The sequence below is a fragment of the Streptomyces sp. NPDC051180 genome (genome assembly GCF_040689545.1).
Lineage (GTDB): Bacteria > Actinomycetota > Actinomycetes > Streptomycetales > Streptomycetaceae > Streptomyces.
The window spans coordinates 250159-269768 of record NZ_JBFBBC010000004.1; the positions used below are offsets into that span (position 1 = coordinate 250159).

Here is a 19610-nt window from a genome sequence, read left to right on the forward strand (position 1 = left end):
TCCCCTTCCGGCCCCCGGTCAGGCCCCCCTTCCGCATCCCATGGAGCCTCCGTGCGCACCCGACTCGTCCTGCTCTCCGCCCGTCTGCTCGACCCCGGCACGGGGGCTTTCCTTCCGCAGAGCGCGCTCGCCGTCTCCGACGACGGCCGGATCGCCGCCCTGGGCGACGACCGCGCGATGCGGGCCCTGGCAGGGCCCTCCACCACGGTCGTCGACCTCCAGGGGGCCGTGGTCACCCCCGGTCTCGTCGACGGCCACGTCCACCCGGTCTCCGGCGCCGAGCTGACCGACGGCCTGGACCTGTCCTCCTGCGCCGACCTCGACGACGTACGGGAGGCGCTGGCGCGGGAGGCCCGGTCCCTCGACCGCGGCGCCTGGCTCTTCGCCTGGGGGCTCGACCCGAACGTCTTCGGCGACGCGCCGGTCGGCATCGCCCCGTTCGACGCCGTGCTCGACGGGATCCCGGCCTTCCTGCTGCTCTTCGACGCCCACTCGGCCCTGGCCAGCCGCCGCGCGCTCGAACTCGCCGGCGTCGACGGCCCGCGCACCTTCGACCAGGCGTCGGCCGAGGTCGTCTGCGACGCGGCGGGCCGCCCCACCGGGCTCCTCCAGGAGGATGCCGCCTGCGAACTGGTCGAGCGGGTCGCCCCGCGGCCGACCCGCGAGGAGAGCCGCGCGCGGCTGGCGGCGGCGCTGCGGTCCATGGCGGCGGCCGGGCTCACCGGCGGACACGCCATGGACGCCAACGGCGAGAGCCTCGCCCTCTACCGGGAGCTCGACGAGGCCGGCGACCTGGCGCTGCGGCTGCGGGTCGCGCCCTGGTGCCAGCCCGGGACGGACGCCGACGGCGTGCGCGCCCTCGTCGAACAGCAGGGCACCGGCGGCGCGCTCTGGCGGGTCGCGGGCGTGAAGCTGTTCATGGACGGGACCATCGACAACGGCACCGCGTGGCTGGAGCGCCCCGACTGCCACGGCGAGTCCACGCACGCGTTCTGGCCGGACCCGGCCGCCTACACGCACATCGTCGGCGAGCTGCACCGGGCGGGCGTGGCCACCGCGACGCACGCCATCGGCGACGCGGCCGTCCGGCACGTCCTCGACGCCGTGGAGAAGGCCCGGGCCGGCGACGGCCGCCCGAGCGCGGTACGGCACCGGGTCGAGCACATCGAGACCGTGCCGGACGACACCCTGCGCCGCTTCGCCGAACTCGGCGTCCTCGCGTCCATGCAGCCGACCCACTGCTGCGACTTCACCCGCGCCGACCACAGCGACAACTGGTCGCGCCGTCTCGGCGAGGAGCGTGCCTCGCGCGCGTGGCGCTGCCGCGACCTGGCGGACTCCGGCGCCACCGTGGTCCTCGGATCCGACTGGCCGATCGCCCCCTTCCCGCCGCTCGGCGTGATGGCCGGTGCCCGCCACCGCCGCCCGAGCCGCGACCTCGGCCAGGCGCCGCACGGCCCGGAACAGGCCCTCACCCCGCTGGAGGCGCTGCGGGGGATGACGACGGCGCCGGCCTTCGCCGCCGGCGAGGAGCACGAGGCCGGCCGGCTCGCCCCCGGCTACCGGGCCGACCTCACCGTCCTCGCCGCCGACCCGCTCACCACGCCCGCCACCGACCTCCCCGACCTCCCGGTCCGCCTGACCGTGGTCGACGGCCGGCCGACCTTCCGCGCGGCGGACCTCTGAGGCGGGGGCGGCACCCGGCCCCCGGCTACCCCGTCGGCCCCGCCCGCGTCAGGGACAGGAGGTCCCGGGCGGGGCCCGTGGGGCGGTGACCGGTGGGCCAGACGGCCCGGAGGTCACGGCGGAGCAGGACTCCGGCGACCGGGACGGCGACCAGGCGACGGGAGGCGAGCTCCTCGGTGATGGCCAGTTCGCTGAGGACGGCGGGCCCGGCCGCGCTGACGGCGGCGGCCTTCACCGCGGTGGTGGAGGCGAGTTCGAGCAGGGGCTGGGCGAGACCCCCGTGGCCGGAGAGGGCGGCGTCGAGGACCTGACGGGTCCCGGAACCGCGTTCGCGCAGGACGAGGGGGGTCGCGGCCAGCTCCGCCGGGTCCAGCGGGTTTCGGCGGCGGGCCCACGGGTGCGCGGGGGCGACCACGAGGACGAGCCGGTCGTGGGCGACGACCACCCCGTCCAGGCCGTCCGGCACGGCGAGCCCCTCCACGAAGCCGACGTCCGCGTCGCCCGCGAAGAGGCGCTCCGCGACCGCCGCCGAGTTCCCCGCCTGGAGCGACACGGCGGTGTCCGGCCGCTGGGCGCGCAGGGCGATGAGCCAGCCGGGCAGCAGGTACTCGGCGATCGTCATGGACGCGGCCACCCGCAGCCGCGAGTCCCGGCGTCCGCGGAGCGCCTGGGCGCCCACGTCGAACGCCTCCGCCGCCTCCACGATCCGCCGGGCCCAGTCGGTGACGAGCGCGCCCGCGTCGGTGAGCCGGGAGCCGCGCGGCGAGCGGTCGACGAGGGCCACCCCGAGCTGCCGCTCCATGGAACGGATCCGGCTGCTCGCGGCGGGCTGGGTGATCCCGACCTCGCGGGCCGCCGCGCCGAGGCTGCCGTGGCGGGCGACGGCGAGGAGCAGTTCGAGCGCGCCGAGGTCCGGGACCCGGTGGGAGAGGTGGGGCCGCGGCTCGCCGCCGTGCTCCCCCGGCTGCCCCCGCGTCCCGTGGCCGTCGGACGTGCCCGCCTCCGCTCGCGCCTCCCGCCTGCCGTCGGCACCGTGCGGCCCGCTCGTCTCCCTGCTCATAAGGCCAGCTTATGACGTCATAGCCGCATGATCCCTGGTGGGGGCCGAAGCCAGGGGAGACGGTGGAGCCATGGCAAGCCTCGCAACACCCCGCTCGGCCCCCCGTCCGGCCCTCCGCGCCACCACCCCCGGCGTGCGGCCGGCCCCGCCGGCCCCCTCCGTCCGTCACCTCGGACCCAACTGGTACGCCTCCGTGATGGGCACCTCCATCGTCGCGACGGCGGGCGCCACGCTCCCCGTGGACGTCCCCGGCCTGCGGACGCTGTGCACGGCGGTCTGGGCGCTGTCCCTGGTGATGCTCTCCGTCCTGGTGGCCGCCCGCGCGCTGCACTGGGTCCACCACCGCGACCAGGCCCGCGCGCATCTGCTCGACCCCGCCGTGGCGCCCTTCTACGGCTGCGTCTCGATGGCGCTCCTCGCGGTCGGCGGCGGGGCGATGATCGTGGGGCGGGACTGGATCGGGCTGCCCGCGGCCGTGGCCCTGGACACGGTCCTGTTCACCGCCGGAACGGCGGTCGGCCTGGCGGCGGCGGTGGCCGTCCCGTACCTGATGGTGGTGCACCACCGCATCGAGAGCGCCTCGCCGGTGTGGCTGCTCCCGGTGGTGGCGCCGATGGTCTCGGCGGCCCTCGGCCCGCTGCTCGTGCCCCACCTGCCCGCGGGCCAGGCCCAGCAGACCCTGCTGATCGCCTGCTACGCGATGTTCGGCGTGAGCCTGCTGGCCACCCTGGTGATGCTGCCGCTCGTCTTCGGCCGGCTGGTCACCGGAGGTCCCCTCCCCCTCGCGCTCACCCCCACCCTGTTCCTCGTCCTCGGCCCGCTGGGGCAGTCGACGACCGCGGCGAACAAGTTCGCCGACGCGGCCGCGGGTGTGCTGCCCGCTCCCTACGCGCACGGCTTCGCCGCCTTCGCCGTCCTCTACGGCGTCCCCGTCATGGGCTTCGCCCTGCTGTGGCTGGCGCTGGCCGGGGCGATGGTGCTGCGGGCACGGCGGCAGGGCATGGGCTTCGCGATGACCTTCTGGGCGTTCACCTTCCCCGTCGGCACCTGCGTCACCGGCGCGGAGGGTCTGGCCGGGCACACCGGCCTCGCGGCCTTCCGGTGGCTCGCGATCGGCCTGTACGTGCTCCTCGTCGCGGCCTGGCTGGTGGCCGGGTTCCACACCGTGCGGGGTCTGCTCAGCGGCGCGCTGCTCGCAGGGCCCGGGCCAGTGCCCGCGGGGCCTCGGCCAGGGACGGCCCGTACCACGTGAGCATCCGTCCGTCGACGAGCGCGGCGGCGGTCCCGGGGAACGCCTCGGGGCCGTCGTCGGCGGTGAAGCGGTAGGGCTCGTCCGGCAGGACGACGAGATCGGGGGCGGCGGCCCGCAGCTCGTCGAGCGGCAGGCGCGGATAGCGCTCGGGGTGGTCGGCGTACACGTTCCGGACGCCGAGGCGGGCGAGCAGGTCGCCGGCGAAGGTGTCCCGGCCGAGGACCATCCAGGGGCGGCGCCAGATCGGCACCACCGCGGCGAGCGGTCCGCCGTCCGCCGCTTCCCCCACCGGCGTCACCGCCTCCCAGGCGGCCTCGGCCTCGTCGAGCCAGCGGGGCCGCGCGGGCGCGCCGCAGGCGGCGAGGACCCGGGACAGCTCGCGCAGGCCCTGGTCGAGGGTGCGGACCTCGGTGACGAGGACCTCGGTCCCGGCGGCCCGCAGGGCGGCGAGGTCGGGGGCCCGGTTCTCCTCCTCGTTGGCGAGGACGACGTCGGGGCGGAGCGCGGTGACCGCGGCGACGTCGGGGTTCTTGGTACCGCCGATCCGTGCGACGTCGAGGTCCGCGGGCCGGCTGCACCAGTCCGTCGCGCCGACGAGGACCCCGGGCAGGGTGACGGCGACGGCCTCGGTCAGGGACGGCACGAGGGAGACGACCCTCGGTCCGGCCCTCACACCTCCTCGGCCTCGACGTGGTCGGCGACGGCGACGACGAGCAGGCGGGTGCCGGGCTCGGTGGCGCGCCAGCGGTGCCGCACGCCGCCGGAGAGGTAGAGGGTGTCGCCGCGGTCGAGCCGGTACGCCCGGCCCTCGGCCTCGACCTCGGCGGCGCCGTCGGCCACGTAGAGCAGCTCGTCGTTGCGGTGCTGGAACTCGCGTCCCGCGTCCTGCTCGCCGGTGAACTCCAGGGCGTGCAGCTGGTGGCGGCCCCGGACGAGCCGTCGGACACCGGCGGGCAGCGCGGGGTCCGGGGAGCTCTCGTCGGACCGTACGACGTCGACGGTGCGGGATGCCTCGGCGGCGGCCAGGAGTTCGCCGGCCGTCGTCTCCAGGGCCTTGGCGACCAGTTCGAGGGAGCGGCGGCTGGGGCGGGCCCGGTCGTTCTCCACCTGGCTGAGGAAGGGCACGGACAGCCCGCTGCGGGAGGCGACCACGGCCAGGGTGAGCTGGAGCGCTCTGCGACGCCTCTTGACGGCCGCGCCCACACGGGGTGATTCCTTCTCGTCCATGTCGACTCCCTCCCTCGTGTCCGCCGCGGTCCCTCCGGCCGGTGTACCGGTCGGTTACCTGAACCTTACGCAGCTTTGGGGCGGTGTTTCTCGTCGTGCGGAAAAGGGGTGGTCGCCGAGCACGCTCGGCGACCACCCCTTTTCGGACAGGAGTCACATGCCGTCCCGGAGGACGGGTTCGGGCGACTACCGCGGAGTGAGCTTGTCCGCGAGGCCCGGGTTGCGGTCCAGCCAGGTGCGGACCGCCTCCTGCTCCTTGCCCTTGCCGGTCTGCTGGATGACGGCTTCGAGGTCCGTGAGCTGCTTCTCGGTCAGCTTGAAGCCCTTCAGCCAGGCACCGATCTCGGGGTTCTCGGCGGCGAACCCCTTGCGGGCGAGGGTGTGGACGCCGTCGCCCTTGCCCCAGCTGCCCTTCGGGTCGGCGAGCTTCCTCAGGTCGTGGGCGGAGTAGGCCCAGTGCGGCGACCAGAGGGTGACGACGACCGGTTCCTTGCGGTCGTACGCGCGCTTCAGCTCGGCGAGCATGCCGGGCGTGGAGCCGTCCACGACCTCGTACTCGCCCTCCAGGCCGTAGTCCTTCACGACCTTGTCCTTGAGGATGCCCATCATCCCCGCGCTGGGCTCGATGCCGACGATCCGGCCCTTGAACTGTCCGGCCTTCCCCTTGAGGTCGGCGAGCGAGTCCACGCCCTTGACGTACGAGGGGACGGCCAGCTCCAGGGAGGTCGGGCCGTACCAGGAGCCGAGGTCCTCCAGCTTGTTCCGGTACTTCGCCCAGTACTGCTCGTGCGTGACCGGCAGCCAGGCGTCGGTCTGGAAGTCGAGCTGGCCGCCGGCGAGGCCGGTGTAGAGGGCGCCCGCCTCCAGCTGCTTGGTGTCGACCTCGTAGCCGCGCCGCTCCAGGAGCTCCTTCCAGAGGTACGTGGAGGCGATGCCCTCGTCCCAGGGGATGAAGCCGATGCTGACCTTCTTGCCGTTCCCGCCCGCGGAGGCCGTGCCGGAGCCTCCGAGGAAGCCGGATCCGCCCGCGACGAGGGCGAGGACCACGACGCCGACGAGGGCGGTGACGGGCTGCGGACGGTGGGCCCAGAGCTTCGCGCCCACGCTCCCGGTGCTCGCCGCGCGCGCCTTGGCGGCGGCCCGACGGCCCAGCGGGGAGACCTGGCGGCCGAGCGCGCCGGTCATCCGGTCGAGGTACATGGCGAGCACGACGATGGAGACGCCGGCCTCGAAACCGAGACCGATGTCGACGTTGCCGATCGCCCGGTAGACGGCGCCGCCGAGGCCGCCGCCGCCGACCATGCCGGCGATGACCACCATCGACAGGCCGAGCATGATGACCTGGTTGACGCCGGCCATGATCGTCGGCAGGGCGAGCGGCAGCTGCACGCGCAGCAGCGTGTTCCGCGGCGTGGTGCCGAACGCCTCCGCGGCCTCGACGAGTTCGCCGTCGACCTGGCGGATGCCGAGTTCGGTCATCCGGACGCCCGGGGGCAGCGCGAAGACGATGGTGGCGATGATGCCGGGGACGACACCGACGCCGAAGAAGATGATGCCGGGGATGAGGTAGACCATCGCCGGCATGGTCTGCATGAAGTCGAGGACGGGCCGCAGGACGGCGCTGACGCTCTTCGACCGGGCCGCCCAGATGCCGAGCGGCACCGCGATCACCAGGGTCACCAGGGTGGCCACGAGCACGAGCGACAGCGTCGCCATGGCCTCGTCCCACAGCTGGACGGAGTCGACGAGGACGAACCCCGCGAACGCCAGGACGCCGGCGGCGAGCCCCCGCAGCCACCAGGCCACGACGGCGAGGATGCCCGCGAAGAGCAGCGGCTGGGGTGCGGACAGGACGGCGTCGATGCCGTCGTAGAGGCCGGTGACGCCGGTGCTGACGGCGTCGAACAGCCAGGAGAACTGGGCCTGGAGCCAGTCGACGGAGCTGTCGACCCACTGGCCGAGGGGAAGCCTAGGCACCGGCGGTCACCTCCCGGACGTCCTCGCGGGCCGGCTCGGCGGACGCACCGCCCGGGGTGCGGCGCCGGGCGTCGCCCGTCGGGCGGCCGGCGCCCGGGACGGGGCCGGCGCTCGCGGTGCCGGCGTCGGTCGCGCCGCCCATGACGGCCAGCAGACGCTCCGCGGGGACGACACCGAGGACGGTGCCGTCGGCGTCCTCGACGGTCACGGGGTGCGGGGCCAGCGCGGCGACGGCGCACAGGTCCGCGACGAGCGTGTCCGGTCCGACCGCCCGGCAGGCGCAGTCGGCGGGGCAGTCGGCCGCGGCGGCGCCCTCGGTCATGACGGCGGAGGCGGTGAGCACCCGGGAGCGGTCGACGTCCTGGATGAAGGAGGCGACGTAGTCGTCGGCGGGGCGGACGAGGATGTCCTCCGCGGTGCCGAGCTGCACGATCCGGCCGTTGCGCATGACGGCGATCCGGTCGCCGAGGCGCATCGCCTCGTTGAGGTCGTGGGTGATGAAGACGATGGTCTTCTTCAGTCGCTGCTGGAGGACGAGCAGCTGGTCCTGCATGTCGCGCCGGATCAGCGGGTCGAGCGCGCTGAAGGACTCGTCCATGAGGAGCAGGTCGGCGTCGGTGGCGAGCGCGCGGGCCAGGCCGACGCGCTGCTGCATGCCGCCGGACAGCTCGTCGGGCCAGGACGTCTCCCAGCCGGCGAGACCGCACAGTTCGAGCGCCTCGGCGGCGCGCTTCTCGCGCTCGGCGCGGGGCACGCCCTGCACCTCCAGGCCGTAGGCGGCGTTCTCCAGGACGTTTCGGTGCGGGAACAGCGCGAAGTGCTGGAAGACCATGCTGATCTTGCTGGAACGGACGTCGCGCAGCTCGCGGGGGGAGAGCGCCGTGAGGTCGCGGCCGTCGAAGAGGACCCGTCCCGCGGTGGGTTCGAGCAGACCGTTGAGCATGCGCAGGAGGGTCGACTTCCCCGATCCGGACAGACCCATCACGACGAAGATCTGGCCGGGCTCGACGGTGAAGCCGGCGTCGACGACCGCGGCCGTCGTCCCCTCGGACCGCAGTTCCTCGCGGTCGGCACCTGCGGCGAGCCTGCGGACGGCTTCGTCGGGTCGTCTGCCGAACACCTTGAACAGGTGGTCGGCCTGGAGCCTGGACACATACACCTCACGGGTAGCAATGAAGAACGGCCCTGCCACCCCCGCGCGGCCGGGCCGTGGAGCGGGCAGGATCTGCCTGCGGCCCGTCGCGTACGGCGATTCCACTCTCGAAATCCCCGTACCGGGATCCGCTCCGGGCTGCCGCCTGCCCGGGCCCACCCGGTGCAAACGCAAAGGTGACACGGGTCACTCCGGGGCCGCCGCGAGGCCGCCGTGAGGCCGCCACGAGACCGCCGGACGGCGGATGCCTGTCGGTCGCCCGGGTCTGTCGGTGGTGTGCGGCATGATCGGGCGGGTGACCCGACGTTTGATGCTCCTCGACACCGCCAGCCTGTACTTCCGCGCCTACTTCGGCGTGCCGGACTCGGTGCGCGCGCCGGACGGCACCCCGGTCAACGCCGTCCGCGGGCTGCTCGACTTCATCACCCGGCTCGTCCAGGACCACCGGCCCGACGAGCTGGTGGCCTGCTGGGACGAGGACTGGCGCCCGCAGTGGCGGGTCGACCTGATCCCGTCCTACAAGGCGCACCGGGTGGCGGCCGAGACGGAGACCGGCCCCGACGAGGAGGAGATCCCCGACACGCTGTCCCCGCAGGTGCCGGTGATCGAGGAGGTCCTCGCGGCGCTCGGCGTGGCGCGTGTCGGGGCCGCCGGCTACGAGGCGGACGACGTCATCGGGACGCTGGCGGGGCGGGCCGCCGGTCCGGTCGACATCGTCACCGGCGACCGGGACCTGTTCCAGCTGGTGGACGACGCACGCGGGGTGCGGGTCCTGTACCCCCGCAAGGGCGTCGGCGACTGCGATCTGGTCGACGCCGACTTCATCCGCACGAAGTACGGGGTGCGCCCCGACCAGTACGCCGACTTCGCGGCCCTGCGCGGGGACGCGAGCGACGGGCTGCCCGGTGTGAAGGGCATCGGCGAGAAGACGGCCGCGCAGCTGATCACGGAGTACGGCGACCTCGCCGGCGTCCGGGCGGCCGCCGAGGACCGGACGTCGAAGCTGACGCCGGCCAAGCGGCGCGGGATCGTGGAGGCGGCCGCGTACCTGGACGTCGCCCCGACGGTGGTGCGGGTCGCCGGTGACGTGTCGCTGCCGGAGTTCGACCCGGCGCTGCCGTCCGCGCCCCGCGACCCGGCGGCGCTCGACGCCCTGGTGAAGCGCTGGGGACTGGGCGGGGCCGTGGGCAGGCTGCTGCCGGTCCTGGAGCGCTGAGGAAACGGGGCCGCGGTCCCGGGGACCTGCCGGTCCCGCGGGATTCGCCGGTTCCGGGACCGTCTCGGGGGATCCGAGGTCCGGGAGTCTGGGGCGCACGCGCCGCGAGATGCTAGCTTAGGCATACCTAAGTTCGTAGAGTCAGGAGAGCCCGTCGTGGCAGAGCAGCCGGCCCGCAAGGCACCGAAGGCCACCGAGGCGCGCGTGGTGCGCACCGAGCGCATCACGCCGCACATGGTGCGCGTGGTCCTGGGAGGGCCGGGGCTCGACGCGTTCGAGGCCGACGAGTACACCGACCACTACGTGAAGCTGCTGTTCGCCCCGGAGGGCGTCGCCTACCCGGAGCCGTTCGACATGGAGCGGATCCGGGCGGAGTTCCCCCGGGAGCAGTGGCCGACGACCCGGACGTACACCGTGCGGGCATGGGACGCCGTGCAGCGGGAGCTGACCGTCGACTTCGTCGTCCACGGCGACGAGGGCCTGGCGGGCCCGTGGGCGGCGCGCGCGCAGGCCGGCGAGACGGTCCGCTTCCTCGGCCCGGGCGGGGGCTACACGCCCGACCCGGCCGCGGACTGGCACCTGCTCGTCGGCGACGAGAGCGCGCTGCCGGCGATCGCCGTGGCACTCGAGCGGCTGCCCGCCGGTGCGCGCGTGCACGCGTTCGTCGAGGTGTCGGACGCCGCCGAGGAGCAGAAGTTCGCCACCGCGGACGGCGTGGAGGTGACCTGGCTGCACCGGGGCGACCGCCCGGCGGGCGAGGCGCTGGTCGAGGCCGTCCGCTCGCTGGACTTCCCGGCCGGTGACGTGCACGCCTTCGTCCACGGCGAGGCCGGCTTCGTGAAGGAACTGCGCCGCCACCTCCGACTGGACCGCGGGGTGGGCCGCGAGCGCCTGTCGATCTCGGGCTACTGGCGCCTGGGCAAGTCGGACGAGGCGTGGCGCGCGATCAAGCGCGAGTGGAACGAGCAGGTGGAGCGCGAACAGGAGAACTGACGCGCCGACCGGCGTGAGGGGGTGGGCGCCCGGGGCACCCACCCCCTCACGCATGCCCGGCCCGCTCCGCGCGGCCGCCCCTCCACCGGCACGGCCCCCACCCACGCGGCCCCCACCCGCCCCGGTCTCCACCCGCCTGCCCGGCCTCCACCCGCCGGTCTCCGGCCGGCCCGGGGCGGCTGCTACTTCTTCTCGCCGAAGGCGCGGTCCGAGGCGTCCACGTGGGCCAGCCGCCGCAGCGCCGAGAAGACGGCGTCACCGAGGACCGTGCCGACGACGGTGCTCTCGACGAGCTCCTCGCGCGCCACGTGGTGCGCCACGTACTCCAGGTCGGCGCGGGCGACGTTCTCGGCCGCGTCGGCGTAGACCTCCAGGTACTCGGCGAACGAGCCGTGGCCGATCTCCTCGAGCGTGGCCAGGGCGGTCGCCAGCGCTTCCGCGGCCCCACCGCCGGAGTGCACCCGCCAGCCGCGCGCGGCGACCAGTTCGGCGACCCTCTCGCGCGCCTTCTCGATCCCGGCGCCCGGTTCGCGCTCGTAGCGCGGCACCAGTCGGATGGCCGCGGTGCCGAGGACCTTGTGGACCGGCCGCTCCCGGTCGTCCACGGCCTCGATCACGTCCCGGATGCCCGCGACGGAGAGTCCGCCCACATCGAGGAGCGCCCGGATCAGGCGGAGGCGCCGCACGTGCGTCTCTCCGTACGAAGCCTGGTTGGGGCTCGTGAGCTCCCCGGCCGGCAGCAGCCCTTCCCGTACGTAGAACTTGATCGTCGGCACGGACACCCCGGTCCTGCGACTCAACTCTCCGATGCGCACCGCGTGTTCACCTTTCCGGTCTTTCAACGGTCTTGCCGACCGACGTCCCCATCATAGATAGTGGCGCTATCAGATAGTGGCGAGTGCCACTATCCATAATTGTGCACGGGGGATACGCATGTCGTCGTTACCGCACCCGCTCGCCCGCCTCCACCGGCCCCTGGTCTGGTTCGCCGCCTCGATGGTCCTGCTGGCTCTCGTCTCCGCCGTCGGCCTGGTCGTCGACGACCGGATCCTCGTCGGCGTGCCGATCTGGACGAAGCCGCTGAAGTTCTCGCTCTCCTTCATCGCCTACGCGCTCTCGCTCGCCTGGATGCTCTCGCTGCTCGCGCCGCTCCCCCGGGCCCACCGGATCGGCTGGTGGGCCGGGACCGTGGTCGGCGTCACCGGCCTCGGCGAGATGGTCCTCATCACCCTCCAGGTGGTCCGGGGCACCCAGAGCCACTTCAACCAGGCCACGCCCTTCGACAACGCCGTCTTCCAGATCATGGGCGGCACCGTCGTCGTGCTCTGGCTGGGCGCCCTGACCATCGCGGTGCTCCTCCTGCGCGCCCGGATCCTCGACCGCGCCACCGCCTGGGCCGTCCGACTCTCCTCCCTGATCGCCCTGGCGGGCGCCGCCGTCGGCTTCCTGATGGTCCGTCCGACCCCCGAGCAGCTGGCGGTCGACGAACCCCCCGTCATCGGCGCGCACAGCGTCGGGGTCCCGGACGGCGGCCCCTCGATGCCGCTGACCGGCTGGGCGACCACCGGCGGCGACCTGCGCGTGGCGCACTTCTTCGGCATGCACGCGCTCCAGCTGCTCCCGCTGCTGCTGCTCGTCCTCGCCGCCCTCGCCGGCCGCTTCGGCCGCCTCGCCGACGAACACGTGCGCCTGCGGCTGACGTTGACCGCCTCCGCCGCCTACACCGCCGTCTTCGTCCTCCTGACCTGGCAGGCCCTGCGCGGCCAGGCCCTCTTCTCCCCGGACGGCACGACCCTCGCGGTCGCGGGCGGGATCGCCCTGCTCACCGCCGCGGCCGCGGGACTCTCCCTCCGCCGCCCGGCCCCCTCCCCCGCCTCCTCGCCCGCAGAGGAGGTCTCGGTGTGACCGGCTTCCTCTTCGAGCTGACGTTCCTGCTGGCGGCGCCCGTCTGGCTCCTGATGATCCTCGCGCCGGGATGGCGGGGGACCGAACGGCTGGCGGCCTCGCCGCTGACCGTCCTGCCCCTCCTGACCGTGTGGGCGGTGCTGGCCGCCCCCGTCCTGCCGGAACTGTGGACGGCGGTCTCCGGCCCGGACCTCGACACCTTCCGGGAGCTCACCGCCCTCGCGAACGGCGCCGGGGCGGTCTGGGCCCAGGTCATCGCCTGGGACCTGCTCCTGGGCCAGTGGATGTACCGCGAGGCCCGGCGCCTCTCGGTCCCGCCGCTCCTGATGGCCCCGCTGCTCCTGGTGACGATCCTCCTCTCCCCCGTCGGCCTGCCCCTGTTCCTCGTGGTGCGGGCCGTGTGGACGGCGAAGGCCGACCGGCGGCCGACCGGCGAGGCGGCGCGGACGCCCGCCCGGGCGCGCTGACGGACTTCCGGGCGAGGACCCGCCCACGAGCGGGCCCCTCGCCCGGCCCTCCGCCGGACGGCGGGGGGGGGGTGACCGGATGTCAGCGGCGGGCGTGGATCGTGGCGTGGACGTCCCGGTCCGGCTGCAGGGTGAGGCTGGGGACCGGGAGGATCTCGTCCGTGGTGAGGTCGAGGTGGTAGCGGCGGGCGAGGACGGCGAGGACGAGGACGGCCTCCACGAGGGCGAAGCGGGTGCCGAGGCAGACCCGGGGACCGCCGCCGAAGGGGAACCACGCGTACTCGGGTATCTCCTCGGCGGGCTCGCCGTCCTCGGTGGTCAGCCAGCGCTCGGGGCGGAAGGCGTCGGCGTCGCCGTACCAGCGGGGATCGCGGTGGGTGGCCCACTGGCTGGACCAGACGCGGGTGCCGACCGGCACGGGGGTGCCGCCCAGGGTGGCGCCCTCCTTCGCGAGACCGGTGATGAGCCAGATCGTGGGGTAGAGCCGCAGGGTCTCCTTGATGACGGCCTGGGTGTACGTCAGGGAGGCGTAGTCGTCGTAGCCCGGCTCGTGGTCGGCGAGGACCCGGTCGAGCTCCTCGGTGAGGGCGTCGCGGACCCGCGGATTGCGGGAGAGCAGGTACCACGCCCAGACGAGGGTGGAGCTGGTGGTCTCGTGGCCGCCGATGTAGAGCGTCACGGTCTCGTCGCGGATCTCCCGGTCGGAGAGGCTGGCTCCGGTCTCGTCCCGGGCGGCGAGGAGGCGGCTGAGGAGGTCGGGGCGCTCGGTGTCGCCGTCGCGGTGGCGTGAGACGACCCGGGACACCTCGGCGTCGATGACGGCGGTGGCGCGCTTGATGCGCGCGCGGCCGGGGGTCGGGACCCAGTCGGGGAGGACGGCCCCGATCCCGCTGAACTCCGCGCCGATCTCCTTCTGCGCGATGTCCATGGCCCGGCCGATGGACTCGGCGTCGGCGGCGGTGTCGACCCCGAAGATGGTGCGGACGGCCACGAGTTGGGTCAGGGCCGCCATCTCCTTCTTGATGTCGATGTGCTGCCCGTCGCTCCACCGGTCGGCGAGGGCCACCGCGCACTCGGCCATCGTCGCGGCATAGGAGCGGACCTGCTTGGGGCGGACCGAGGGCTGGACGAGGGAGCGCTTGCGGCGCCAGTCGGCACCCTTGGCGACGACCACGCCGTTGCCGAGGAGGGTGCGGAAGGCGATGCCGAGGTCGGGCTGGTCGAAGGTGTGCTCGACCTCGGTGAGGAGTTCGCCGATGGAGTCGGGGTGGGCGATGAAGAGCGCGCGCCCGCGACCGAAGCGCCACCGGACGAAGTCGCCGCGCTCCCTGAGCTGTTCGAAGAAGGCGAGCGGGTCCTTGCCGAAGGCGGGCAGGTTGCCGAGGAGGGGCACCCCCCGCGGCCCGTCGGCGAAGACCGACGCCGGCCGTCCCGTGTCGTCGTCGCGCGTCCCGGTGTCCGGACCGGCTTCCGTGGTCATGTACGTCCCCTCCCCAACTGGCCTTTCCCCTGTACGAGTCCATGCAAGCGGAAGGGTCCGCCGGTGCGCCACCCCTGTGGACGACGGCCTGTGGACAACGACGCGCGCACCGGGGGAAGCGGCCGGAAACGGCCGGTGCCCATGGCGTGATCGCCATGGGCACCGGGTCGTGCGGAGGGAGCGCGGTCAGCCGACGGAGCTGTAGGCGACGACACCGCGGAGCAGCGAGTCCACGGCCTTGCGGGCGTTCTTCGCGACCGTGCTGTCCTCCTTGGGAGCGGCCGCGGCGATCTGCCCGAGGACGTCGATGACCTGCTTGCACCAGCGGACGAAGTCGCCGGCCGGCATCTCGGCCTCGCGCAGGACCTCGTCGAGGCTCTTGTCCGAGGCCCACTGGTAGACGGCCCAGGCGAAGCCGAGGTCGGGCTCGCGCTGGCCGACCCCCTCGGCCTGGTTGATCTTGAACTCCTCTTCGAGGGCGTCCAGTCGGCCCCAGATGCGGACCATCTCGCCGAGCGCCGCCTTGGCGTTGCCGGTGGGCAGCTTGGGCGCGACGGCGTCGTCCGCCTGCCGTGACTCGAAGACCAAAGCGGAGACGCAGGCAGCGAGTTCGGGCGGGGTGAGACCCTCCCAGACGCGGTCGCGGAGGCACTCGCTGGCGAGCAGGTCGAGCTCGCCGTAGAGCCGCGCGAGCCGCTTTCCGTTGTCCGTGACGTCGTCCCCGCGCAGGTAGTCGAGCTCGGTGAGGAGCGCGACGATCCGGTCGAAGGTGCGGGCGATCGTGTTGGTCCGGCCCTCGATGCGCCGCTCCAGCTGCTGGGTGTCGCGCTGGAGGCGGTGGTAGCGCTCGGCCCAGCGGGCGTGGTCCTCGCGCTCGTCGCAGCCGTGGCAGGGATGGGCGCGGATCTCGGTGCGCAGCCGGGCGATCTCGCGGTCGTCGGCCGCGGCGGCGCGCTGCTTGCGGTGCCGGTCGGGGTTGATGTGCCCGGCCTTGCTCCGCAGGGCGGAGGCGAGGTCGCGGCGGGACTGCGGGGAGCGGGGGTTGAAGGTCTTGGGGATCCTCATCCGCTCCAGTGCCTCGACCGGCACCGGGAAGTCCATCGAGGCGAGCCTCTTGACCTGCCGCTCGGCGGTGAGGACGAGCGGACGGGGGCCGTCGTGGTGCTCGAAGCCGCGGTGACCGTTGGTGCGGCCCGCCGGGATGCCCGGGTCGAGGACCAGCGCCAGGCCGGCGAACTTCCCGGTCGGCACGTGGATGATGTCGCCGGGCTTGAGCTTCTCCAGGGAGCCGGCCGCCTGCGCGCGGCGCTGGGCCGCGCCCTGCCGGGCCAGTTCCGTCTCGCGGTCCTTGAGGTCGCGGCGGAGCCGCGCGTACTCCTCGAAGTCGCCGAGGTGGCAGGTCATGCCCTCGCGGTAGCCCTCGAGTCCTTCCTCGTTCCGCTGGACCTGGCGGGAGATGCCGACGACGGAGCGGTCCGCCTGGAACTGGGCGAAGGACGTCTCGAGCAGCTCGCGGGAGCGGTGCCGGCCGAACTGGTCGACGAGGTTGACCGCCATGTTGTACGAGGGCCGGAAGCTGGAGCGCAGCGGGTAGGTGCGGGTGCCGGCGAGGCCGGCGAGGTGGCCGGGGTCGAGGCCGCGCTGCCACAGGACGACGGCGTGGCCCTCCACGTCGATGCCGCGGCGGCCGGCGCGGCCGGTGAGCTGGGTGTACTCGCCGGGGGTGATGTCGGCGTGCTGCTCGCCGTTCCACTTGACGAGCTTCTCCAGGACGACGGACCGCGCGGGCATGTTGATGCCGAGGGCGAGGGTCTCGGTCGCGAAGACGGCCTTGACGAGGCCGCGGACGAAGAGCTCCTCGACGACCTCCTTGAAGGTCGGGAGCATGCCGGCGTGGTGGGCGGCGATGCCCCGCTCCAGCGCTTCGAGCCACTCGTAGTAGCCCAGGACGTGAAGGTCCTCCGCGGGGATGGCGGCGGTGCGCTGCTCGACGATCTCGCGGACGCGGAGCCGTCCCTCGTCGTTGTTGAGGCGCAGCCCGGCGTAGAGGCACTGCTGCACGGCGGCCTCGCAGCCGGCGCGGCTGAAGATGAAGGTGATCGCGGGCAGGAGCCCTTCGGCGTCGAGGCGCTCGATGACCTCGGGGCGGCCGGGGGTCCAGATGCGGGAGCGCTGGCGGCGCTCGCGCTCGCGGTCGGCCTCGCGGACCATCTTGCCGCGGCGCCGGTCGCGCGGGTTGTAGGAGGAGTTCTCGGTGCGCGCGAGGCGGATGAGGTCGGGGTTGACCTCGCGCCGGGCGGAGCCGCGGCCGCCGTGGTCGGTCTCCTCCTCGAAGAGGTCGTACATCCGTCGCCCGGCGAGGACGTGCTGCCAGAGCGGTACGGGACGGCTCTCGGAGACGATGACCTCGGTGTCGCCGCGGACGGTGTCGAGCCAGTCGCCGAACTCCTCGGCGTTGGACACGGTCGCGGAGAGCGACACGAGGGTGACGGACTCGGGGAGGTGGATGATCACTTCCTCCCAGACCGCGCCGCGGAAGCGGTCGGAGAGGTAGTGGACCTCGTCCATGACGACGTAGCCGAGGCCGGAGAGGGCCTGGGACCCGGCGTACAGCATGTTGCGGAGGACCTCGGTGGTCATCACGACGATCGGGGCGTCGCCGTTGACGCTGTTGTCACCGGTGAGGAGGCCGACCTTGTCGGCGCCGTACCGCTTGACGAGGTCGGCGTACTTCTGGTTCGACAGCGCCTTGATGGGGGTCGTGTAGAAGCACTTGCGGCCCTGGTCCAGGGCGAGGTGGACGGCGAACTCGCCGACGATGGTCTTGCCGGAGCCCGTGGGCGCGGCGACGAGTACGCCCTTGCCCGCTTCGAGGGCCCGGCACGCTTCGATCTGGAAGGGGTCCAGACCGAACTCGTACATCTCGCGGAAGGGCGCCAGCGCGGTGGCCTGCTCTGCGTTGCGCGCGAGGGCGGCGGCATAGCGCTGGGCTGGTGTGAGGTCCTCTGTCATCTTGTCATCGAGCCTACCCGCCACCTGTGACAGTGACGCGATCTTTATCGGGGCAATGGTTCCGGGCACCGCGGGGGTGGCGCCGGGCCATGCGAGATCCCCCCGGACACCGTCCGGGGGGATCGTCCGAGCTCGTGATCAGGTGATGTCGTCGTAGCCGTTGAGCCGCTGGGCCGCTGTCCCGCCCGGTTCGCCGGTGGCCTGCTCGGGCAGGGCGCGGGCGGCGGGGACGGGTTCGACGGCGCCGACCCTCTCGGGGGTGAGGTCCAGCGAGGACGCCTCGTCGTCGTCGAGTTCCGCGTCGGGGTTCGCACGCCGGCGTCGCCGGTCGTTGAGGAGCGAGAAGCCGACGGCCCCGAAGTACAGGATCGTGATCGGCCCGGCGAGGGCGATCATGCCGACCGGGTCGGTGGTCGGGGTGATCACGGCGCCGAAGACGAAGACGCCCATGATCACGCCGCGCCACCAGCCCGCCATCCGGCGGCCGGTGAGGACACCGGTGAGGTTCAGCATCACCAGGACGAGGGGGAGCTCGAAGGCGAGGCCGAAGACGAGCACCATGCGCAGGGTGAAGTCGAGGACGTCGTTCAGCGACAGGATGTTCGCGGAGCCGCTCGGCGTGAGGCTGATCAGGACCTTCACGCTGACGGGGAGGATGAGGTACGCGAGGTAGGCGCCCGCGGCGAAGAGCGGCACGGCCGCGCCCACGAAGGCGTACGTGTACTTCTTCTCGTTCTTGTGCAGCCCGGGCGCGACGAACGCCCACAGCTGGTAGAGCCAGACCGGGCTCGCGACGACGAGGCCCGCCGTCAGGGACAGCTGGATCGTCGTGCTGAAGGGAGCCATCAGCGTGTTGAAGGAGACGATCGCGCAGTTGCCGCCGTCGCTGGTGACGCCCTTGGCGCAGGTGGGCACCGACTTCGTCAGGAACTGCATCAGCTCCTCGCTGTACGCGAGGGCCACGATCGTCACCGCGGCGATGGCGAGGAGACCCTTCGCCAGTCGGTTGCGGAGTTCACGCAGGTGTTCCACGAGGGGCATCCGGCCCTCGGGATCCTTCTCCTGCTTGCGGGCAGACTTGGGCAACCCACGTCCTCATCTCGTGCGGCAGCCGCCGCCCGGTGCGGCGGCTGCGGCGGACCGGGTCAGCGCTTGGTGGTGTCCGAGGGCTCGGACACGGGACGCGCGCTGGTCACGTCGCCGGGGGCGGCCTGGATGGTGCGCGGCGCGGGCTGCGGGTCGGTGGTTCCGGCCTGCGGCGGGTCGGCGGGCGCGCTCTGCTGGTCGTCCGACTTCATCGCCTTGGCCTCGCTCTTGAGGATGCGGGCCGACTTGCCCAGGGAGCGGGCCATGTCCGGGAGCTTCTTGGCGCCGAACAGAAGGATGATCACGACGAGGATCAGAATGATCTCGGTGGGGCCGAGCCTACCCATAGCTGTTTACCTTCTTCACCGAGGAGACATGGAGTGCGTGCCCGGCGGGTCGGACGTGTGTCCGGCCACCGCGCTGCCTGCGATCGTAACCCGCAGGAGTAAACGCAGGGCAATGCCCTTGCATACTCCCGATTTCGTCGAACGAGCCCCCTCAAGGGCGTCTTCGTGCAGGGTACGGCACCGATTCAGCGCAATGTCTCGCCCGTGCGGGCCAGACCGGTGGCGGCGGTCTCGAGCTCTTCGGCCGCCCGATTGATCCGTTCTGTGGTGTGTGCCACTTGACGGCCGAGGCGCTGGACTTCGAGGAAGACCTTGATGCCGAGGACGCCGAGGACGGCGACACCGAGAAAACCGAGGGCGATGGCGAGCATGGGCCAGAACATGTGCCGAGCCTACTCAGACGGTCGTGTGGAGGCGCAGGGTGCGCACCCCGCCACCCGTGAGGAGCTCGACGATGCGCTCGCCGGCGGGCTTGCGGACGGAGTTCCCGCACTCGGGGCAGGTGAAGGAGTAGAAGGTGGTGCGGCGGCTGGCGCCGATGGCGAGCCGCAGGGCGCTCGCGGAGAGCTCGAACCGGGAGCGGCAGTCGGGGCAGGCCGCCTTGAAGAGGACCGGGGCCATCGTCGCCGTCAGACCGTGCGTCACCGACATCTCCCTCAACTCGCCCGACTTCCGCCCACGGCCGCCCGGCGGTCCGTGTCCCTCGACTCTCGCACGCGGCCCTCGCGTGCCACCGCACCCCTCGGCCC

At 73.3% G+C, this 19610-nt stretch carries 18 protein-coding genes; 6 read left to right on the forward strand and 12 right to left on the reverse strand.

Annotation, left to right across the window (positions count from 1 at the left end; genetic code table 11):
- Positions 1–51 precede the first annotated feature (51 nt).
- Positions 52–1686, forward strand: a complete 1635-nt coding sequence (locus AB0424_RS10230; RefSeq protein WP_366303775.1) for an amidohydrolase — start codon at positions 52–54, stop codon at positions 1684–1686.
- 25 nt (positions 1687–1711) lie between these two features.
- Here the strand turns inward: AB0424_RS10230 and AB0424_RS10235 are convergent, their stop codons facing one another.
- Entirely contained in the window at positions 1712–2746 is a 1035-nt protein-coding gene (locus AB0424_RS10235) for a LysR family transcriptional regulator (protein WP_366303776.1), read from the reverse strand.
- Positions 2747–2816: 70 nt separating this feature from the next.
- Between AB0424_RS10235 and AB0424_RS10240 the strand changes: the two genes are divergently transcribed.
- Positions 2817–3998: a TDT family transporter gene (locus tag AB0424_RS10240; RefSeq protein WP_366303778.1), complete on the forward strand. Its 1182-nt coding sequence runs from the start codon at positions 2817–2819 to the stop codon at positions 3996–3998.
- Here the strand turns inward: AB0424_RS10240 and AB0424_RS10245 are convergent.
- The 4 genes from AB0424_RS10245 to AB0424_RS10260 form a co-directional block, all read right to left on the reverse strand.
- A complete protein-coding gene (locus tag AB0424_RS10245; protein ID WP_366303779.1) occupies positions 3925–4671 on the reverse strand; it encodes a helical backbone metal receptor in 747 nt (248 codons plus the stop codon). The two genes, AB0424_RS10240 and AB0424_RS10245, sit on opposite strands and share 74 nt — an antisense overlap.
- The gene (locus tag AB0424_RS10250) at positions 4668–5225 is read right to left on the reverse strand and encodes an XRE family transcriptional regulator (protein WP_366303781.1); all 558 of its coding nucleotides are present in this window, start codon (positions 5223–5225) and stop codon (positions 4668–4670) included. Before AB0424_RS10250 ends, AB0424_RS10245 begins: the two co-directional genes overlap by 4 nt.
- Before the next feature lie 186 nt (positions 5226–5411).
- The gene (locus AB0424_RS10255) at positions 5412–7202 is read right to left on the reverse strand and encodes an ABC transporter permease/substrate binding protein (RefSeq protein ID WP_366303783.1); all 1791 of its coding nucleotides are present in this window, start codon (positions 7200–7202) and stop codon (positions 5412–5414) included.
- Positions 7195–8355, reverse strand: coding sequence for a glycine betaine/L-proline ABC transporter ATP-binding protein (locus tag AB0424_RS10260; protein WP_366303784.1), 1161 nt, complete (start codon positions 8353–8355; stop codon positions 7195–7197). The genes AB0424_RS10255 and AB0424_RS10260 overlap by 8 nt, the downstream gene beginning before the upstream one ends.
- Positions 8356–8638: 283 nt before the next feature.
- Here AB0424_RS10260 and AB0424_RS10265 point away from each other — a divergent pair, with 283 nt between their 5' ends.
- Positions 8639–9571, forward strand: coding sequence for a 5'-3' exonuclease (locus tag AB0424_RS10265; RefSeq protein WP_366303786.1), 933 nt, complete (start codon positions 8639–8641; stop codon positions 9569–9571).
- 156 nt (positions 9572–9727) lie between these two features.
- Positions 9728–10564, forward strand: a complete 837-nt coding sequence (locus AB0424_RS10270) for a siderophore-interacting protein (protein ID WP_366303788.1) — start codon at positions 9728–9730, stop codon at positions 10562–10564.
- A gap of 182 nt (positions 10565–10746) precedes the next feature.
- Here AB0424_RS10270 and AB0424_RS10275 read toward each other — a convergent pair whose 3' ends face one another.
- Entirely contained in the window at positions 10747–11379 is a 633-nt protein-coding gene (locus AB0424_RS10275; protein WP_366303790.1) for a MerR family transcriptional regulator, read from the reverse strand.
- 118 nt (positions 11380–11497) lie between these two features.
- Between AB0424_RS10275 and AB0424_RS10280 the strand changes: the two genes are divergently transcribed.
- Both AB0424_RS10280 and AB0424_RS10285 read left to right on the forward strand, forming a co-directional pair.
- Positions 11498–12469: a hypothetical protein gene (locus AB0424_RS10280; protein WP_366303792.1), complete on the forward strand. Its 972-nt coding sequence runs from the start codon at positions 11498–11500 to the stop codon at positions 12467–12469.
- Complete coding sequence (locus AB0424_RS10285; RefSeq protein WP_366303794.1) at positions 12466–12936, forward strand: ABA4-like family protein; 471 nt, start codon at positions 12466–12468, stop codon at positions 12934–12936. The genes AB0424_RS10280 and AB0424_RS10285 overlap by 4 nt, the downstream gene beginning before the upstream one ends.
- A gap of 82 nt (positions 12937–13018) precedes the next feature.
- On the opposite strand, the gene AB0424_RS10290 is transcribed toward AB0424_RS10285, so the two are convergent.
- The 6 genes from AB0424_RS10290 to AB0424_RS10315 form a co-directional block, all read right to left on the reverse strand.
- Complete coding sequence (locus AB0424_RS10290; RefSeq protein ID WP_366303796.1) at positions 13019–14416, reverse strand: cytochrome P450; 1398 nt, start codon at positions 14414–14416, stop codon at positions 13019–13021.
- Positions 14417–14602: 186 nt separating this feature from the next.
- The gene (locus tag AB0424_RS10295) at positions 14603–17428 is read right to left on the reverse strand and encodes a DEAD/DEAH box helicase (RefSeq protein ID WP_366303798.1); all 2826 of its coding nucleotides are present in this window, start codon (positions 17426–17428) and stop codon (positions 14603–14605) included.
- Positions 17429–17566: 138 nt separating this feature from the next.
- Positions 17567–18469 (reverse strand): twin-arginine translocase subunit TatC, encoded by a 903-nt coding sequence (tatC, locus tag AB0424_RS10300; protein ID WP_366304148.1) that lies wholly within the window; start codon positions 18467–18469, stop codon positions 17567–17569.
- 104 nt (positions 18470–18573) lie between these two features.
- The gene (tatA, locus tag AB0424_RS10305) at positions 18574–18861 is read right to left on the reverse strand and encodes a Sec-independent protein translocase subunit TatA (protein WP_366303800.1); all 288 of its coding nucleotides are present in this window, start codon (positions 18859–18861) and stop codon (positions 18574–18576) included.
- A gap of 185 nt (positions 18862–19046) precedes the next feature.
- On the reverse strand, positions 19047–19244 hold the full coding sequence (locus tag AB0424_RS10310) for a hypothetical protein (RefSeq protein WP_366303801.1): 198 nt from the start codon (positions 19242–19244) through the stop codon (positions 19047–19049).
- Between the two features lie 13 nt (positions 19245–19257).
- Positions 19258–19512 carry a hypothetical protein gene (locus AB0424_RS10315; protein ID WP_366303803.1) on the reverse strand — a complete coding sequence of 85 codons (255 nt, stop codon included), beginning with the start codon at positions 19510–19512 and terminating at the stop codon, positions 19258–19260.
- Positions 19513–19610 lie beyond the last annotated feature (98 nt).

Bases quoted from the DNA above. Each gene is read 5' to 3' on its own strand.
- AB0424_RS10235 (WP_366303776.1), bottom strand. From the start codon at position 2,746: ATGAGCAGGGAGACGAGCGGGCCGCACGGTGCCGACGGCAGGCGGGAG.
- AB0424_RS10240 (WP_366303778.1), top strand. From the start codon at position 2,817: ATGGCAAGCCTCGCAACACCCCGCTCGGCCCCCCGTCCGGCCCTCCGC.
- AB0424_RS10250 (WP_366303781.1), bottom strand. From the start codon at position 5,225: ATGGACGAGAAGGAATCACCCCGTGTGGGCGCGGCCGTCAAGAGGCGT.
- AB0424_RS10265 (WP_366303786.1), top strand. From the start codon at position 8,639: ATGATCGGGCGGGTGACCCGACGTTTGATGCTCCTCGACACCGCCAGC.
- AB0424_RS10280 (WP_366303792.1), top strand. From the start codon at position 11,498: ATGTCGTCGTTACCGCACCCGCTCGCCCGCCTCCACCGGCCCCTGGTC.
- AB0424_RS10290 (WP_366303796.1), bottom strand. From the start codon at position 14,416: ATGACCACGGAAGCCGGTCCGGACACCGGGACGCGCGACGACGACACG.
- AB0424_RS10295 (WP_366303798.1), bottom strand. From the start codon at position 17,428: ATGACAGAGGACCTCACACCAGCCCAGCGCTATGCCGCCGCCCTCGCG.
- tatC (WP_366304148.1), bottom strand. From the start codon at position 18,469: ATGCCCCTCGTGGAACACCTGCGTGAACTCCGCAACCGACTGGCGAAG.
- tatA (WP_366303800.1), bottom strand. From the start codon at position 18,861: ATGGGTAGGCTCGGCCCCACCGAGATCATTCTGATCCTCGTCGTGATC.
- AB0424_RS10310 (WP_366303801.1), bottom strand. From the start codon at position 19,244: ATGTTCTGGCCCATGCTCGCCATCGCCCTCGGTTTTCTCGGTGTCGCC.
- AB0424_RS10315 (WP_366303803.1), bottom strand. From the start codon at position 19,512: ATGTCGGTGACGCACGGTCTGACGGCGACGATGGCCCCGGTCCTCTTC.